This window comes from Roseateles sp. 22389, assembly GCF_052044995.1.
Taxonomy (GTDB): Bacteria; Pseudomonadota; Gammaproteobacteria; order Burkholderiales; family Burkholderiaceae_C; genus Roseateles.
Genome location: NZ_JBQEOF010000003.1, coordinates 1 through 17100, shown reverse-complemented (window position 1 = coordinate 17100; position 17100 = coordinate 1). Strand labels below are relative to the sequence as shown.

14 protein-coding genes are annotated in these 17100 nt (G+C 67.8%); 11 read left to right on the top strand and 3 right to left on the bottom strand.

Annotated elements, in window-relative coordinates; all coding sequences use genetic code 11:
• Window positions 1-24: 24 nt before the first annotated feature.
• A complete protein-coding gene (locus tag ACTJKJ_RS05090; RefSeq protein WP_297385361.1) occupies window positions 25-5130 on the bottom strand; it encodes a SpvB/TcaC N-terminal domain-containing protein in 5106 nt (1701 codons plus the stop codon).
• A gap of 700 nt (window positions 5131-5830) precedes the next feature.
• On the opposite strand from ACTJKJ_RS05090, the gene ACTJKJ_RS05085 reads away from it, so the two are divergent.
• The 11 genes from ACTJKJ_RS05085 (at window position 5831) to ACTJKJ_RS05035 (ending at window position 15744) form a co-directional block, all read left to right on the top strand.
• Window positions 5831-6646, top strand: coding sequence for a hypothetical protein (locus ACTJKJ_RS05085; RefSeq protein ID WP_297385359.1), 816 nt, complete (start codon window positions 5831-5833; stop codon window positions 6644-6646).
• Window positions 6647-6656: 10 nt separating this feature from the next.
• The gene (locus ACTJKJ_RS05080; protein ID WP_297385357.1) at window positions 6657-7268 is read left to right on the top strand and encodes a hypothetical protein; all 612 of its coding nucleotides are present in this window, start codon (window positions 6657-6659) and stop codon (window positions 7266-7268) included.
• A 13-nt stretch (window positions 7269-7281) separates the two neighbouring features.
• A complete protein-coding gene (locus ACTJKJ_RS05075) occupies window positions 7282-9621 on the top strand; it encodes a secretin N-terminal domain-containing protein (protein ID WP_440819774.1) in 2340 nt (779 codons plus the stop codon).
• Between the two features lies 1 nt (window position 9622).
• The gene (locus ACTJKJ_RS05070; protein ID WP_297385353.1) at window positions 9623-10165 is read left to right on the top strand and encodes a type II secretion system protein; all 543 of its coding nucleotides are present in this window, start codon (window positions 9623-9625) and stop codon (window positions 10163-10165) included.
• A gap of 8 nt (window positions 10166-10173) precedes the next feature.
• The gene (locus tag ACTJKJ_RS05065) at window positions 10174-10575 is read left to right on the top strand and encodes a type II secretion system protein (RefSeq protein WP_297385351.1); all 402 of its coding nucleotides are present in this window, start codon (window positions 10174-10176) and stop codon (window positions 10573-10575) included.
• Entirely contained in the window at window positions 10550-11047 is a 498-nt protein-coding gene (locus tag ACTJKJ_RS05060) for a type II secretion system protein (RefSeq protein WP_297385349.1), read from the top strand. Before ACTJKJ_RS05065 ends, ACTJKJ_RS05060 begins: the two co-directional genes overlap by 26 nt.
• 42 nt (window positions 11048-11089) lie before the next feature.
• Window positions 11090-11533, top strand: coding sequence for a type II secretion system major pseudopilin GspG (gene gspG, locus ACTJKJ_RS05055; RefSeq protein ID WP_440819773.1), 444 nt, complete (start codon window positions 11090-11092; stop codon window positions 11531-11533).
• Between the two features lie 58 nt (window positions 11534-11591).
• Complete coding sequence (locus tag ACTJKJ_RS05050; RefSeq protein ID WP_440819772.1) at window positions 11592-12809, top strand: type II secretion system F family protein; 1218 nt, start codon at window positions 11592-11594, stop codon at window positions 12807-12809.
• Window positions 12810-12876: 67 nt separating this feature from the next.
• Entirely contained in the window at window positions 12877-14526 is a 1650-nt protein-coding gene (locus tag ACTJKJ_RS05045; protein ID WP_440819771.1) for a GspE/PulE family protein, read from the top strand.
• Complete coding sequence (locus tag ACTJKJ_RS05040) at window positions 14510-15226, top strand: hypothetical protein (RefSeq protein ID WP_440819770.1); 717 nt, start codon at window positions 14510-14512, stop codon at window positions 15224-15226. The genes ACTJKJ_RS05045 and ACTJKJ_RS05040 overlap by 17 nt, the downstream gene beginning before the upstream one ends.
• The gene (locus ACTJKJ_RS05035) at window positions 15223-15744 is read left to right on the top strand and encodes a hypothetical protein (protein WP_440819769.1); all 522 of its coding nucleotides are present in this window, start codon (window positions 15223-15225) and stop codon (window positions 15742-15744) included. The genes ACTJKJ_RS05040 and ACTJKJ_RS05035 overlap by 4 nt, the downstream gene beginning before the upstream one ends.
• Before the next feature lie 223 nt (window positions 15745-15967).
• Here ACTJKJ_RS05035 and ACTJKJ_RS05030 read toward each other — a convergent pair whose 3' ends face one another.
• A complete protein-coding gene (locus tag ACTJKJ_RS05030) occupies window positions 15968-16312 on the bottom strand; it encodes a hypothetical protein (protein WP_440819768.1) in 345 nt (114 codons plus the stop codon).
• 11 nt (window positions 16313-16323) lie between these two features.
• On the bottom strand, window positions 16324-17100 hold a 777-nt coding region (locus ACTJKJ_RS05025; protein ID WP_440819767.1), incomplete at its 5' end, for a hypothetical protein.

Sequence of the window (17100 nt, the reverse complement as noted above, 5' to 3'; positions counted from 1 at the left end):
GCGAATGGATGCGCAAGCTCAGCGTCATGGGCAGGGCTTTCCAAGCGGCGGACTGGTGGACTTCACCGTTACCAGAACGTCTTGCGCCGCCGTGCGTCCGATGGCATCGGTGACCGTCACGCGATACACGGCTTGCGTGTTCGTGCACGCCGTGTTGGCTCGGGTCGTCAGCGTGGCGGTCGCCGAGGATGGATTCCCGATCGAAGGCGATGCGCCATTCATCGTGACTACGGTCCAGGCGTACGTGAAGGGAGCAGTGCCGTTGGCGACGTTCGCCGTGACGTCGACGGTATAGGAGCCCAGACCGGAGACAGACCGGAACAGCGGCGGCGGCGGCGTGGTCGTCACGACCGGTGGCGGCGCATGAACCGTGAGGCTGACCCCAACCGAGCTGCTGATCCCGCTCGAGGGTGTGGCCGTCAGGGTGCCAGCGTAGACGCCGGGGCTACCGCCGGTGCTAACACTCACAGCACCGCAGGCGGATCCCGCTGCGCAACTAGTGGGTCCCGAAACAACGGCTCCCGCAATCGACGAGTACTGGATAGAAGCGGCCGCGGTTTGACCGGTGTTGCTCAGTTGACAGGTCATCGATGCCGCGCTTGGCGACACGGTCGGCGAAGTCTGCGAACACCCATTGAGGAGCAGCGTCGGCGGCGTGAGGACGCTCAGACTCACGGTGGTGCTCGCCGCACCTCCTCCGGAGGCCGGCGCGGCGGTGAACGTGCCGGCATAGTTGCTCGCGCTAGTACCGGTACTGACGGTGACAGAGCCGCAGTCGGAGGTTTCGGCCGCGCAGCTGGCGGGGCCTCCGCTAATGCTCAGGCCGCCCGAGGCCGCATAGGTAATGCCGTTTGCTGCTACCTGACCGCCATTGCCGACACGGTAGGTTGCCGTGGCCACGGTCGGAGAGACGGTCGTGCCGGAGCTGCCGATGAGGCTCAGCACGAGGTTGGCGGGAGCCAGCACGCGCAGCTTGACCGTGATCGGACCCGGCACCGAGCCGCCCGCGCTCGACGTCACCGTCAATTGGCCGTTGTAGCTACCTGGCGATGCCGGCGACGTGACCGTCAATGATGGCGAGCAGGCCGCGTTTGCGGGACAGCTGATCGATGTCGTCGACAGCGTGGCACCGCCGCTGATCGAGACCGTCAATGACGTGGCGGTCTGCCCGTTGTTCGTGAAGGTCACGACGCCCGTGGCCGCTGTCGGAGCCACGCTGAGGGCGTCGATGGTGCCACTGGCGACGATGGCGGCAGGCGTCGCCTGGACCGTGAGGCTGATCGGTAGCGACGCGCCGCCGCCGCTGCCCGCCGAGGCGGAGACCGTACCCGCGTACACCCCCGGCGAGGTGCCGCTCAGAATCTGAACCGAGCCGCAGTCTGGGGTTTCGGCCGCGCAGCTGGTGGGACCTCCGCTGACGCTCAGGCCGCCCGAGGCCGCATAGGTGATGCCGCTTGCCGTTGCCTGACCGCTATTGCCGACACGGTAGGTTGCCGTGGCCGCGGTCGGAGAGACGGTCGTGCCCGAGCCGCCGATGAGGCTCAGCACGAGGTTGGCGGGAGCCAGCACGCGCAGCTTGACCGCGATCGGAGCCGGCACCGAGCCGCCCGCGCTCGACGTCACCGTCAATTGGCCGCTATAGCTGCCAGGTGATGCCGGCGAGGTGACCGTCAATGATGGCGAGCAGGCCGCGCTTGCGGGACAACTGATCGATGTCGTCGACAGCGAGGCGCCGCCGGTGATCGAGACCGTCAACGACGTGGCGGTCTGCCCATCGTTGGTGAAGGTCACGACGCCCGTGGCCGCTGCCGGAGCCACGCTGAGGGCGTCGATGGCGCCACTGGCGACGATGGCGGCAGGCGTCGGCAGAACCGTAAGGCTGATCGGTAGGGACGCGCCGCCACCGCTGCCCGCCGAGGCCGAGACCGTGCCCGTGTACGCCCCGGGCGAGGTGCCGCTCAGGACCTGCACCGAGCCGCAATCGTCGGTGCCAGCCGGGCATGCGGCGGGACCGCTTACGGACACGCCGGGCGGAGCGCCGTAGGTGACCGACGTCGTTCCGGTCTGACCCGTGTTGCCCAAGATGCAGCTCAACGCGGCCCGTGTCGGCGACTGTGTGCTCGCCCCTCCGACACAGCGCCTCAGCGTCAGCATCGGTGGCGTCAAGCCCGTGCCGCTTGTCGCGACGCCCTTGGTCACCGTGCGCGACGTGAGCAGTCCAAGCAACCAATCGTTCACGCGGTTCTCGTAGACGTTGGCGGTCGAGGACGTATAGACATCACCCTCCGGCTCGGTGATGGTTTCCGTACTGGCGGTGACGTTGCCGAAGGCATCGATGCCGTTCGATTCGCTCACCACGCTCGTGGTGGTGGAGATAGGAGCCCCCGACAGATCGCGCGTGGTCACGCTACTCGCCTTGACATACGGGTAGGTCGCGCCGCCCGAGGTGGACAGGGACCCCAGCGAATTCGTCACCGCCGTGAGAACCACGCCGTTACGATGCACCGACCTCGACTCGAGCGTCATGCCCACGTATGGATGCTGCTGCGCGAGGGTCACCGTCGTCGAGATGCCGCTCACCTGGTCGATGCTCGTGAACTTGCCGAAGCCGAGCGATCCCCGCCCCTGCGCGTCGGTCTTCAGGCCTTCGTAGCGATAGTCCGTCGTCAGCCATCTGCCGAGGCCGTTTGACTGCCTGAACTGGGAGACCAGAGGAATGCCACGCGTGACCAGACGCGCGGGGAACGGCGGGCGAGCGCCGAGCTGATGGACGGTTCGGTCTTCCGCGCCCACATGGGAAAACTGCACGACATGCCCCACACCATCCGTCACTTGGGTCAGCAGGTTCTGAATCGCGCCCGTGCCCGTCAGGCGCACGGTCCATTGCCCTGTCGACTGCAGGTAGTACGCATGGTCGAGAAGACCGTCGCCGTTGAAGTCGCCCAGCAGCACGCCAGTCGCGGGGGGCGGCTCAGCCGATGCCAGGGTCGTACACGGTCCCGCCTGCGTGTCGGTGAGCTGGCAGATCGACCCACCGCTCAAGAAATCGATCTTTCCGTCCCGGTCGAAATCGCCGAACGATTCGACGTAGCGCGCCGGGTCGTTCGGCCGGGTGCTGCAAAGCAGCGAGACTCCTGTCGACTGACAGACTTCGAACACGGCCGTGTTCAGACCAGTGCCAATCGCCGCGGCGACGTCGCCATAACCGTTGGCGGGGTCCGCGTTGTAGTCGATGGCGATCGTCGCTCCCGGCGTCGGCGTTGCGATGGCGATGCCCGCGGATACCGACTGCGGACCCAGGACGAAACCGGTGTCCGTTGCCAGATAGGTTTCCCAGCGTCCTGAGGCGGGCGTGCCGGTTCTCATCACATACTTGACGAAGTCAATGCGCCCGTCGCCGTTCAGGTCCGTCGCGCGCCGGGCGGTACGAACTCTGATTTCCGGATCGTTGCCGGTGCCCAGTGCGCCGGCCACATTGGCGTACGGAACGCAGGCGTCGAAACCCGAGCCGTTGGAGCGGCAGAGAAAGCTGGCGTTCGTCTGGTCGTACATCAACAGGTCGTCCCGGCCGTCGCCGTCCATGTCGGACAGTTGATACCGCTGGGGACTCTTTCCCGCCGTCCGTCCCGACCACGCGCTGCAGGAGAAGCCACTGCTCGTGGAGAGGCAGACGTTCCAGTTGGCGGTGCCGGAAAGCGCGGCCGGCGGAATGGCGATATCCGTCAGCCCGTCGCCATTGAGGTCGCCGGAGATAGTCTCTTCCGACCGGGCGACGACCGCGGTCCAAGCTTGGCAATTGAATGCCGACCCGGAGGACAGACAGATGCGCCACTGGTTGCTGGTGCCATCCGAATAGAACAGGTCCGAGAGACCGTCTCCGTTGAAATCGCCGACGACCGCCTTGGACTGGACCTGCTGCGAAGGAATACCGACGAGTGGATTACCTACCGCCTCGTCGATCGTGATGGTGGGGCCGCCCCAATTGCCGCTGCCGGGAGCGTTGAGCGAGTTGGACTCGGCTGCGCGTGTCGACCAGCTGAAGGTCGTCGGGGTGAGGCAGTCGCCGTCCCCGGTGCAGTCGATGATCAGCTTGAGGAAGAGGCGCCCAGTGACGGGGTGGACGTCTAAATTCAGATGGAATTCGCGCACCACCGTGCCACCCGAGCCGTCAGCGGCCGTGTTGACCAGGGTCTTGATCATGTACAGGGCCGCCCTTCGCTGCACCAGGGACCCCATCACATAACCCCGCCAGGTATCGGGCCGCCCTGAAAGGAAGAACTCGATGGCGTTATAGGTCGGCGCACCGGTGCGCGTATTGCCGGTATAGCGGATGCGTTTGAGGTAATGCTCCCCCTCTGCGTTGTTCTCTTCGTAGTCGTAGTCGTAATAGTTGCCGCGCCGATCCTCGACGCGCGCGAGCGCCCAGGACAACACCACCGACTTTCCCTGCGCCTCGACACGCGAATCCGCGCGCGACCCATAGGTGTAGATCAGGCCGTTCTTTGCCCGGACGATCCAACGATCGACACCGGAGGCGTCCCCAACGCTCAAGACCTGCCCGAAGTTGTCGACCTCGACGCGGTACTCCGCTGATCCACCGTGGACGCCCGAAACAAGCTTCAAACGTCTGCCGTCCAGGCAAAACTGATCGTCACTAGTGAGCGTCACGCCAGTGCGCACGCCGTCCTGCGCGTAGGTCTTCCCACACCGTGTGATGGAGGACAAGCCGGCGACGGACCAACCGGGGCCTAGCAAGCCGTCGCCGGTCTGACTTGAATAGTTCAGGGCCAAGGTCGGTTGCAAACCCGCCGTCCCAGGCGGAATCGGCAGCGGCAGGCTGTAGATGGCGGCCCCGGTCTGCGTCACGCCGGCTTGGCCGGCAAGCGCGCCCGCCGGTTCGTTGCCGAGGTTAGGTGGGGTTATGTTGACGTCCTGGGCCGAGGCTGCCAGGGGCCCGAAAGCGCACACTGCAATCAACGCGACGGGAACGCTTCGGATCAGAAGTTTCGCAGCACGCAACACCGCATGGACATTGACCGGAGTCCGCCAGCGATGCGCGCTGAACTCGTTCGATTGTTCTCCCCGAATGCGCGAAAACGCCGCACCGAGGCCGCCACGGCCTAGTTGCATGATCCCTCCCTGCATACCTCGTTTTCGCCCAATTAGACGTGATGCAGTCTGCTGAGGGGAGCACGCAGAACCCGTAATGGAAAGATCCGTTGCCGCGGCCGATTGGAGGATGCACTCGCGGGCGCGTTCGCGAGCACGCGCACTTACTACTGACCGGCGTCTTATGCATAACGTCCCCCTTAAGGGGTGATCTTCGTGACAGCGATAACGCCTCTTCTGGCAGCCTCCTTCATGCAAATGGCCGCGCCGACGCAGGCCGCGCTGCTTGCCGAGCATGGATGGGTTCATTCGGTGCATGCATTTGTGGCGAAATGCATCGCTTGCGTGACGTCTTCGTTAGAACTTGGGCCGAGAGGCCTCATTCCGTACGCGTTGCACCGTTGTTGTTCTGCAGCACACGGGATTTCACCAACCCCCTGAATACGGACGGATCGACGCCTTCGCAGGCCGACCGGTTAGAGTTTCTGCTTGGCCGCAAACAAAAGCAGAGGCCATGCGGCGCATCCGGTGCTGCAGATCACGGGAGGGTTTCATGAAGTTGTATGTCGAACGCGCGCTAAGCGCGCAGGGGCGCATTGCGCGAAAGGCGACCTCGCGTCGCCAGTCCATTCCATCCTTCGCGCGCTGATCGCCTTTCGCTCATGCCTTCGGCAGCAGTTCCCGCCGGATCCCCGCGTCCCGCCTCCCGTCCTTTCCAGCGATGCGCCTGACCTCCATCGATTGGCGTGCGCTGGCGGACCTTCCCACGCTGCAGCGGCGCCTTGTCCAGGCGCCGACTTTCGTCTGGGCCATCGCTGTCCTCGTGCCTCCGCTCGTTGCTGGCGGCTTCCTTGTGGCCGCGCGGCACGCCGAGCGCCTCGCGCTCTCACACGATCAAGCCACCCGCGCCGAACTCGCCCAGTTGCGCGCCAGAGTCGCCGCCGCGCCTCCCGCCGACTCATCGCCTTTTGCTCTTCGCCTGCCGCTGTCACAGCCCTCCGCCCGCGCCGTCGCCCATCTGCGCGAAGCCGCCGAGGCGCAGTCGGTCCTGGTCACCGCGATCTCCACTTCGCATCAGGCGCCGACCGGCACCACCCTCGGCCGCATGAGCCTCGATGTCCAACTCCGCGGCAGCTACGTCGCCATCAAGACCGTGCTGGCCGACGTCCTCACCCGGGACGCCCAGCAGGCCGTCTTGCAGCAGCTCTCGCTGCGCCGCGCCAACCCTGCAGCGCCTGCGGGCATGGCCCCGATGGGCGCCATGAACCCGATGAACGCCGCACGGCCGATGACCGGCACGACGACGCCTTCGGGCGGCGATCTGGAAGCGCGCGTCGTTGCGACCTGGCTGAGCCGCCCGCTCGCTGAGCCCGCCTCGACCTCCGCGCCGCAGCCACTGCCAGCGGCGAAGCCCGCCGCGCAGACCGCGTCCGTCGCGTCGGTTCCCGCCACTGCCGCTCCGGCATCGGGGCCCGCGCCCGCGCTCGCACCGTCGGCCGCCTCCGCGGCTTATGCGGCCTCCGCGGCCCGCCGCTGAAAGCGCCCTGATGTTCAAGCGCGCTTCGACCCCGCCCGCCACCTCGGCCGCCCCTGCGCCCGGTCTTCGTCCCGGCTTGCGCTGGGCGCTCGGCATGAGCGCCGCGGCCAGCGCCTGGGCACTGCTGTCGCCCGCTGACCCGCCCGTGGTCGCAGCCACCACGTCCCCGCCGTCCGGACAAAGCGGCCCTAGCACCCCCGCACCGCGTCCGCCCACCTCCGTCTCGACGGCGCCGACCCGTCCCGGCCTCGCGGCGCAGCCCCTGGCCGCGCTCCCCGCCCGCCTGCCCGAGCACCCGCTCGAAGCCGCCGATCGCGACCCGTTCTCCATTCCCCAGCCGCCGGCGCCTCCACCGCCTCCGCCCCCGCCGCCCCCACCGCCGCCGCCACCTCCGCAGGCGCCGCCGCTGAACTATCGCTACCTCGGCCAGCTCATCGACCCGCAGGGCCAGCGCAAGGTCTACCTCGCCCGAGCCGACAAGGACCTGCTCGTCGAAGCCGGCACCCGCCTGGACGAGGGCTATCGCGTCGAGGCGATCACCGACGACGAAGTCCGCCTCATCTACGACTCCCTGCAGCAGCGCGCCGTGATCCGCATTCCGCCGGCCGCGCCGTCGCCCTGATCCGCCTGTTCCGATGCTCTTCCGCACCCGACTCTTCCCTTCCCCTGTGCGCCCGGCCAGCGGCACTGCCGTCGCCATCGCGGCGCTGCTGCTCGTCGCCGGTTGCGCCGAGAACCGCATCCGCGAGGAGTCGCGCAAGGCAATGGCCGGCGGTCAGTACCAGCAGGCGATGTCGACGCTCGAGAACGGGCTCAGGGACTACCCAGAGAGCACGTCCCTGCGGACCTCCCTGCTGCAGGCTCGCGCCGACGCGCAGATGCGGCTGATCTCGCAAGCCCTCTCCCAGCGCGCCGCCGGCCAGTACGACGACGCCACCGCCACGCTGCGTCAGGCGCTGGAGCTCGACCCATCGAACGCCCGCGTCCAGGCGCTGCTGTCGGACATGGAGCTCGAGCGCAAGGGCGCCGCCGACCTTGCCGTCGCGCAGAAGTGGGTGGAGGCCAGACAACCCGACCGCGCGCTGCGCACGCTCGAGCAGGCGCTGAAGGACAACCCCCGCCACGGCGGCCTGCTGGACCTGCAGCGCCGATTGCTCAGCGAGCAGCGCGCCGCCCAGGTCCAGGCGCTCAATGGCGTGCTGACCGAGTCCCGCCCGATCTCGCTCGACTTCCGCGACGCGAGCCTGCGCACCGTGCTCGACGTCGTCACCCGACACAGCGGCATCAACTTCGTGCTCGACCGCGACGTGCGCGCCGACGTCCGCGTCACCGTGCTGCTGCGCCAGGCCAAGGTCGAGGACGCGCTGGACCTGATCACCTCCAGCAACCAGCTGGCCAAGAAGGTCATCGACTCCCGCACCATCGTCATCTACCCCAACACCGCCGAGAAGCACCGCGAGTACCAGGAGCAACTGGTGCGCGTGTTCAACCTCTCCAACAGCGATCCCAAGGGGGCCGCCGCCTTCCTCAAGGCGATGCTCAAGATCCGCGAGCCCTTCGTGGACGAGCGCAGCAACCTGCTCGCGCTGCGCGACTCGCCCGAGAACATCCAGCTCGCCGAACGGCTGCTCGCGGTCTTCGACAGCGCCGAGCCCGAGGTGCTGCTCGAAGTCGAAGTCCTCGAGGTCGCGGCCTCGCGCCTCAATGAGCTCGGCGTCAAGTTCCCGAGTTCGTTCTCGCTCACGCCGCTACCGCCCGTCGGCAGCGACTCGCTGACGCTCGGCAACCTCGACGGCATCGGCCGCGACCGCATCGGCGTCGGCTTCAATCCCAACAACCTGCTGGTCAACCTCCGCCGCGAGGTCGGGGATACGTCCACGCTGGCCAATCCCAAGCTGCGCGTGCGCAACAAGGAGAAAGCCAAGATCCTGATCGGCGACAAGATCCCCATCGTGTCGACCACCACCGGCACCGGCGGCTTCGTCTCGGAGAACATCAGCTACCTCGACGTCGGCCTGAAGCTCGATGTCGAGCCCACCGTCTTCGCCGACGACGAGGTGGCCATCAAGATCGGCCTGGAGGTCAGCTCGCTCGGCACCGCGACCAAGACGTCCGCCGGGTCGATCGCGTATCAGATCGGGACGCGCAACGCCAACACGCTGCTGCGCCTGCGCGATGGCGAGACGCAGTTGCTGGCGGGCCTGATCAGCCGCGATGAACGCTCCACCTCCAGCCGCGTGCCGGGCCTGGGGGACCTGCCGGTGCTCGGCCGGCTGTTCTCCAGTCAGCTCGACGACGGCAAGCGCTCGGAATTGCTGCTCGCCATCACGCCGCGCGTGCTGCGCAACGTCAAGCGCCTCAACGCGAGCGAAGCCGAGATGTGGGTCGGCACGGAGGCCTCGCCGAAGCTGCGCCAGGTCGGCGGCCTGCAGTTCAACACGCCACAGCCGGAGAGCAAGCCGGGCGCCGCAGGCGCTGCAGGCTCGCCGGCGGCACCAGGCGTCGCGTCGCCGCCGGGGGCCGGCCAACCGTCCGCGCCGCCGGCACCGGTCGCGCCGAATCTGCCGTCGCATCAGGCGGCCCTGTCGCTCGCGGCGCCGGGGCAGGCCAAGGTCGGCGACACCGTCGAAGTCCGCCTGGACCTTCGCGATGCCCGTCTGCGGGGGCTCATGACCGAGCTGCAGTTCAGCGCCGACAAGCTCACGCTGGTCGATGCCGATGAGGACGACTACTTCCGCAAGGGCGGCGCGGTGACCAGCTTCAGCAAGCGGGTGGACGCGGGCCGGGTCAACCTCAGCGTGCTGCGCAACCAGGCCACTGCCGCCGAGGGCGCTGGGGGCGTCTTCAAGCTGCGCTTCAAGGCGACGGCGCCCGGCCGCGCCGAGGTGCGGGTCGGCACCGCGCAGCCGGTGTCGCTGGAACCGAATGCCGACCGCCCGGCGCTGCCCGCACCGGCCGTCATCGAGGTGAAGTGAGATGACGCCTAGCCGCGCGATCGCAGCCGCCGACCGCCGCCTTCGCGGCCGGGTCGGCACGCGTTCGCGCGGTGCGATCGAGCGCGGCTTCACGCTGATCGAGTTGCTGGTGTGCCTGGCCATCCTGGGCTTCCTGGCGTCGCTGGCGCTGCCGATGGCCGAGATGACCGTGCAGCGCGAAAAGGAGCGCGAACTCAAGCGGGCGCTCTGGGAGATCCGGGACGCGCTCGACGCGTACCGTGCGGCCCGCGAGGCCGGTGCGGTCTTGGGCCCCGGCGACCGGCCGCCGTATCCGGCCACGCTGCAGGATCTGACGCAGGAAGTCGTGGACGCGCGCGCGGATCGGCAAGGGCAGACGATGCGCTTCCTGCGCCGGGTGCCGCGCGATCCGTTCGCGGAGCCTGGCCTGCCCGCCGAGCAGACCTGGGGCTTGCGCGGCTATCAGTCCGATGCGGACAACCCGCAGCCCGGCCCCGAGGTCTACGACGTCTATTCGAAATCCACCGCGGTCGGCCTGAACGGCGTGCCGCTGAAGCAATGGTGAGGACGGGGATGTCGAGGCCGCTCCACCGCTGCACCCGCTCACGTGGCTTCACCGTCATCGAGTTGCTGGTGGTGCTGGCCGCGCTGGCGCTGCTGCTGAGCGTGGCCGCGCCACGCTATGTGCAGCACGTGGACCGCGCGCGTGACACGGCGCTGCGCCACAACCTGCACGCGATGCGCGATGCGATCGACAAGTTCTACAGCGACCAGGGGCGCTATCCGAAGGAGCTGGCGGAGCTCGTCGAGCGTCGTTATCTGCGATCCATTCCTCTGGATCCGGTGACGCAGCGCGCCGATACCTGGGTCGCCGTGCCGCCCCGGGCGGGCAACGTCGATGGGGAGGGCGTGTCCGACGTCCGCAGCGGCGCGCGCGAGGTGTCCGCCGATGGAAGCAGCTATGCGTCGTGGTGAGCGCTCCGGCGCGCTCGGGCGAAGCGGCGGCTACGGTCTGGTGGCCGTGCTGGTGCTGGTGGCGCTGACATCGATGGCGCTGTCCGTGGCGGCGCAGTCGTGGGCCGACGCCGCGCGGCGCGACAAGGAACAGCAACTGCTGCGCATCGGCCTGCTCTACGTGCAGGCGCTGGAGCGCTACCGGCGGAGCTCGCCCGGCACCGACAAGCGACTCCCCCAGGAGCTCGACGAACTGCTGACGGACCAACGCTTCGTCGGCACCGTGCGGCACCTGCGCCGGCTCTATCCCGACCCGGTTGGCGCCACCGGCCAGTGGGGCCTGGTGCGCGGCGATGACGGGCGCATCCGCGGCGTCTACAGCCTCAGCGAGGATCAGCCCTTGATCGCCGGTGCCGTGCGCCGGCCCGGGCTGCGACTGGAGCCGGCGCGCCGCTACGCTGATTGGAAATTCGTCGTGGACACCGACGTCTGAGCGTCCACAGACCCGAGCACCCGAAGACCAAGATCCCAAGACATGAAGCACACCGAATCCATGGACTCCCGCGTCGGCCGGCGCTCGCGCGGCTTCACGCTGCTGGAACTGCTGGTGGTCATCCTGATCATCGGGTTGCTGACCGGCATCGTCGGCCCTCGTTTCCTGAGCCAGATCTCGCGCTCCGAGGTCACGACCGCGAAGGCGCAGCTCGATGCGATCGACAAGGCCCTGCAGGGCTATCGCATCGACCTCGGCCGTTATCCCGACACCGGCGAAGGCCTGGCCGCGCTGGTGCGCAACGACGCCAACGATCCGCGGTGGCGCGGCCCCTATCTCAAGGGCGAGCTGCCCAACGATCCGTGGGGCATGCCCTATCAGTACCGCATCCCGTCGCAGCAGCCGGGCAAGGACTACGAGCTGTTCAGCTTCGGCCACGATCGCGTGGCCGGTGGCAGTGGCGACGATGCCGACATCCAGCTCTGACCAGGAGCGCTGAGGCGCCTTGTGCCTTCTCTTTCCCATTGACGATCTCCTCACCGGCATGAAGCTCCGCGTCCGCTTGCTCGATCCCGTGCGCATGACCGTCAGCGAAGAGCTGATGGACGCGCCGTCGCGCGAGTCGCTCGGCCAACGTCTGCCCGATGGCCGCAAGGTGCTGACCGCCGAGCCGGTCCGCGATCCGGTGGCCGTGCGCGTGGCCTCGCATGAAGGGCCGACCGGCGCCCGGGCGCGTGCGCTGGACATCGCCTGGTGGTGCCAGGAGCTGCGCACGCTGCTGGTCGCCGGCATGACCGTCGTGGAGGCGATCGAGACGCTGCAGGCGCAGTCCGGCGCCGATGGCGCGCGTGCGGAACTGCAAGCGGCGTTGCTGGCGCAGCTGCACCAGGGCAAGTCCTTGTCCGTCGCGATGCAGGCGCTGGACCGCTTCCCGATGGTGCTGGTCGCTAGCGTGCGCGCCAGTGAGCGCAGCAGCTCGCTGGCCGAGGCGCTCTCCGATTACCTGCGCTATCACGAGATGGTGGAAGCGCTGCGCAAGAAGGTCGTCAGCGCCGCCATCTATCCCAGCCTGGTGCTGGGGCTGGGCCTGCTGGTCAGCGGCTTCCTGATCGTGGTCGTGCTGCCGCGTTTCGCGTCGATGTATGCGGACCTGCGCGGCGAGATGAGCTGGTCGACCCACCTGCTGACGCTGTCGAGCGTGTTCGTGCGAGAGCATCGGCTCAGCCTTCTGGCGGGTGCGGCGGCGCTTGGCGCGCTGGCCGTCGTGGCTTGGCGACAAGGCGCGATCCAGCGCGCCGCGATGCGCGCGGCGGGGTGGATCCCGCCGGTGAAACGCGCGCTGCGGGAGTTCCGGCTTGCCAAGCTGTACCACTCGATGACGGTGATGTTCCGTGGTGGCTACACGCTCGACGAGACGCTGCTGCGCTGCGAGGGCCTGGCGCTCGGCGAGCAGATGGACGATGCGATGCGCGGTGCCCGGACCGCGTTGACGCGCGGGGTGCGGGTGTCCAGCGCGTTCTCCGATGCCGGCCTGACCGACACCGTGACCCAGCGGCTGCTGGCCGTCGGCGAGCGCTCCGGCAACTTCGAGCGCGTGCTGCAGACCATCGCCGAACGCCACGCCGGCAACTTCGCCGCCTTCATGGACCGCGCGACGCGGATCGTCGAGCCGCTGATGCTGCTGCTGGTCTCGCTGCTCGTCGGCAGCATCGTCGTGCTGATGTACCTGCCGATCTTCGACATCGCGAGCAGCATCCGATGAACGCGCGCTGCCTCCCACGACCCGTGACGAAAGAGCTTGCCCCATGAGCGCCGATATGAGGGCCGACATGAGCGCCGACACCCGCGCGGGCTTCCGCGCCGCCCTGCAGGCCGCGCGCCGGCACACCGCGCAGGCGGGCGCCGAGACCGTGCTCGACCAGCTGCTGCGTGGCAGCTGGCTTGACGTGCTGCCCGCGCTACTGCGCGAGACCGGCGGCATGGACATGGTGGACGGCGACAGCGGCCAGCGCGCCGTGCCTGACCCGGCGCTGTTCGGGACGCCGGGGTTGGCGCTCGCGCGATCCCTGCGCGCCGTGCCGGTGCGGCTGGACGGCGATCCTGGCCTGCTTCGCCTGGCGATGGCCGATCCCTGGGACGACGCAACGCTGCGCCGTGCAGCGCAGGCGATGGGCCGCCGTGTGCCGCCGATCGCCGCGACCGCGGCGCAACTCGACGGCTGGCTGGGCTCGGCGCCCTCCGCCTCGTCGGACGCCAGCTCGTCCGTCAGCGCGGTCGGGAGTTCGACCGGGGGCGCCTTGCCGGAGGGGCCGGTCGTCGCGTTCGTCGACCAGGCGCTGCGGCGTGCCTATGAGGTCGGCGCGAGCGACATCCACTTCGAATGCGACCGGCACGGCGTCACCGTGCGGCTGCGTCGCGATGGCGTGCTGACGCCCCATGAGCGGATGGAGGGCGCGCGTCAGGCGGAGGAGGCGATCTCCCGGATCAAGGTCCTGGCCCAGTTGGACATCACCGAGCGCCGCCTGCCGCAGGACGGTCGCTTCCGGATCGCGCTGGGTGGCGGGGAACTGGACCTGCGGGTGTCCATCATCCCCAGCGTGTTCGGCGAGGACGCGGTGCTGCGGCTGCTGGACAAGGCTCAGCTGCGCGATCCGGCGGACCAGGTGTCGCTCGACCTGCTGGGCTTCGACGCATCGGGCGCCGCGATGATCCGTGAGTTGGCGGGGCTGCCGCACGGCATGCTGCTCGTGACGGGACCGACCGGCAGCGGCAAGACGACTACGGTGTATGCGGCGCTGTCCGAGGTCAACAACGGCATCGAGAAGATCATCACGATCGAGGATCCGGTCGAGTACGAGCTGGCCGGCGTGCTGCAGGTGCCGGTGAACGAGCGCAAGGGCCTGACCTTCGCGAAGGGCCTGCGGTCCATCCTTCGGCATGACCCGGATCGCATCCTTGTCGGCGAGATCCGCGATGCGGAGACTGCCGAGATCGCGGTGCAGTCGGCGCTCACCGGCCACCAGGTGCTGACGACGGTGCACGCGAACAGCGTGTTCGACGTGACCGGGCGCTTCAAGCACTTCGACCTGGACATGTTCGGGTTCATGGCCGCGCTCAACGGCGTGATCGTGCAGCGGCTGGTGCGCTGCCTGTGTCCGCACTGCGTGGCCGACCGGCCAGCAACGGCGCGCGAGCAGCAGTGGCTGGTCGACATGGGGCTGCCCAGGCCGGAGACAGTGCCACGCCCAGTCGGTTGCGAGCGCTGCGGCGGCACGGGCTACAAGGGCCGTCGAGTCATCGCGGAGGTCCACACGATCGACGACGGTTTCCGCGATCTCGTGACCACCGGGGCGCCGGTGTCGGCGTTGCGCGAGCACGTGTATCGAAAAGGCGTGAGGACGTTGTCGCAGCTGGGCGCCGACATGGTGAGCCGGCGTGAGAGCAGCGCGGAGGAGATCAAGCGTGTGGTGGGCTGGTAAGCGGTCGGCGTCGCGGACGGCCGTCGCCTATGTGGGCGAAGAGGCAGTGCGTGTGGCTGCGGGAGGAACGGTGCTGGCGGCGGCGAAGGTCGAGGGCCGCGATGCTGCCCTGGCAGCGCTCGCGGCCGCGGTGCGCGAGTTGCCGCGCGGCACGCGTTTGCAGGTGGCGGTGAGCGGCACGGTTTGCCGGCCCTTCCTGCTGCCCGCCGTCGAAGGCGTCGCCAGCGAGGCGGAGTGGCAGGCGATCGCTGCATCAATGGTCGAGGAATCGACGGGCCTGCCGGCGGACAGCCCAGTGTGGTTGGATGAAGGGCAAGCGTCACCCCGGCTGGCTGTGGCGATGGACCCGGCGTGGCGACAAGGCATCGAGGCGGTCGGGGGGCGATCGCTGTGCAGCGTGCGGCCGTGGTGGGCCCTGGCGATCGAGTCGCTGGGTTCGACACGCGCCAACGGCGGGAGCGCAGGGCTCGCCGTTGCGGACAGCGAGTCTCTGGTGCTGCTGATCGCCGAGGGCGACACCTATCGAGTGGCGCAGTCGTATGCGGTGGAGGATGAGGCGCCTGCGGCTGTGCTGAATCGGGCGCTGGTCTCGCATGACGGGCCGGCAGACGGGGTTCCGCTCATCGAGTTCGATGGGGCCGCGTTGCCGGGGCAGCGGGTCGACGAGCATCTCGCCTTCCGCAAGGGGGGAGCGGCATGAGGCCGTTGAAGGTGGACTTCGCAGCGGCGCGGCGGCCGATTGCAGCGTTGGTGGTCTGGGGCGCGCTCTGTGCGGTCGCGACGATCGGTCTGGGCGTGGGCGCATGGCAGGCCTGGGAGCGACGCACGGACCTGGTGGCGCGAGCCGCCGCCGATGCGGCGGAGATCGCGCGCCTGCGCGAGAGCCTGCGCGTGCAAGCCGATCGCGCCGCGGAAGCGGCCGTCCCACCGGCCTACGCGCGTGACGCGCTGGCGGTGGCGCGCACGGCGGCCTTTCCGCTGCAGCCGGTGCTGCGATCGCTCGAGACGGTGGCCGTCGAAGGCGTCCGCGTTTCTGCGATCGAGCTCAACGCCACTCGCGGCGGCGCCGACGTGACGCTGGAGTTCGACGATTACAAGGCGTTGCTGGCCTACCTGGAGCTGCTGAACGAAGGCGAGGCAACGCCTCGCTGGACGCTAGTGCGGGCCGAGGCGTCGGGAACGAGGCGGCAGGCAGTGATCCGCTCGGTCTGGTCGTAGCGTCCTCGAGGGTCAAGAAGGAGGACGGAAGGCCGCTACGCTCAGGCCCGGTCGCTCCAGAACGCACTGCACCAAACTGAGTGGCTAGTGCATCAGCCCCGCTTCTGGACGTCGTCTTAGCCCTCGTCGACGATCCATTGCGCGGTGATGGACGCCTGCGCAGGCGCGCACCATCTCGCGCACACGCTCGCTTCTCGTGGCCGCACAAGGTGAACGGCTCAGATCAGCTTCGGATGGTCCACCAACGGCAATGCAAATCAGGCTCCAAGGTCACAACTGCCTCTGATGTTCCGCCATAAACGTCAAACACCACATGCATTCCTGAGCCGGATTGATCGTCCCGAAGCTCGATGAGCCGCACATTCTCCGACGACGCCGCCATTATCTCCCTACCGTCAAATCGCAGCACCACCTGGAACGATTTGGCAACTGCGCTGAAGGAGATATCCAACTCCTGAAGCCCATCCATTGACTGCTTTACATAGCGGCAGTATGCCGTGCTTGAATCTTCTTCGACTGGCTCGATGCCAAACGCCTCCAAGAAGTCTGCCGTGCTGGGAAAGTCCATCTTTCTGCCTCTCAATGAAACGGGATCACCGTGCTGAGACGTCGCGTGCCGTCATCGAGAACTTGGAAGGTGCTCTCGAACTTCGCCGCTTTGCCTGAAGGCCCCATGAATAAGGATTCGCGCACCTCGAAGTTTCCATACTGATTTGAAAACGTCCGCGACAAGTTCCCTTCGGCTCTCGCCGACAACGCCAAGTGCTCCGAGAGCATCCGCCTTCCCACCGCAGTATCCGGCACGCCCAGTCGCTTCATTTCAAGCGCCAGCTGATTTGAACGAGCCGCGTTATGTGCATTGCTGGAGACTCGCCCAAACAGGTAGTCGAACTTGCCCGGCGCTATCTCAAGCCCCCTTGCCGCGGAAGCGGCTGCGCTTTCCGCAGCTCCGCCCCCAATGCTGAAGGCGCGCCCCACCGGGAAAATTACTCCGAGAAGGTCGACGTCAAAGGTTTCTAACGCCTGACGTTTTTCAAGGTACTTCGAGTAAATTTGCCACAGAACTTCGTTCCGTTCTGAACACTCTATTGTTGGCGACTTGCAACCTCGGCCCTGCCAGACGTCTTGCGCCTCACGCAATATATCCTCGGCAGACTTGACAGCCTGCTTTGGCTTGTTGGGTAGCCGTATGTCACCTTTTTCGTCTTGCTCCAGATCTCCAGGCCATATGCAAACCCACATGGCAGGACACTTCCGTTCGTCCTTCTTGGTAGCAGCCTCGTTCGCTTGAGATGCGAACGCCCAGAACGGATTGCTGAGCGTCGTGAAGACCGCCTCTGGCCCTAGCCCCGTCGG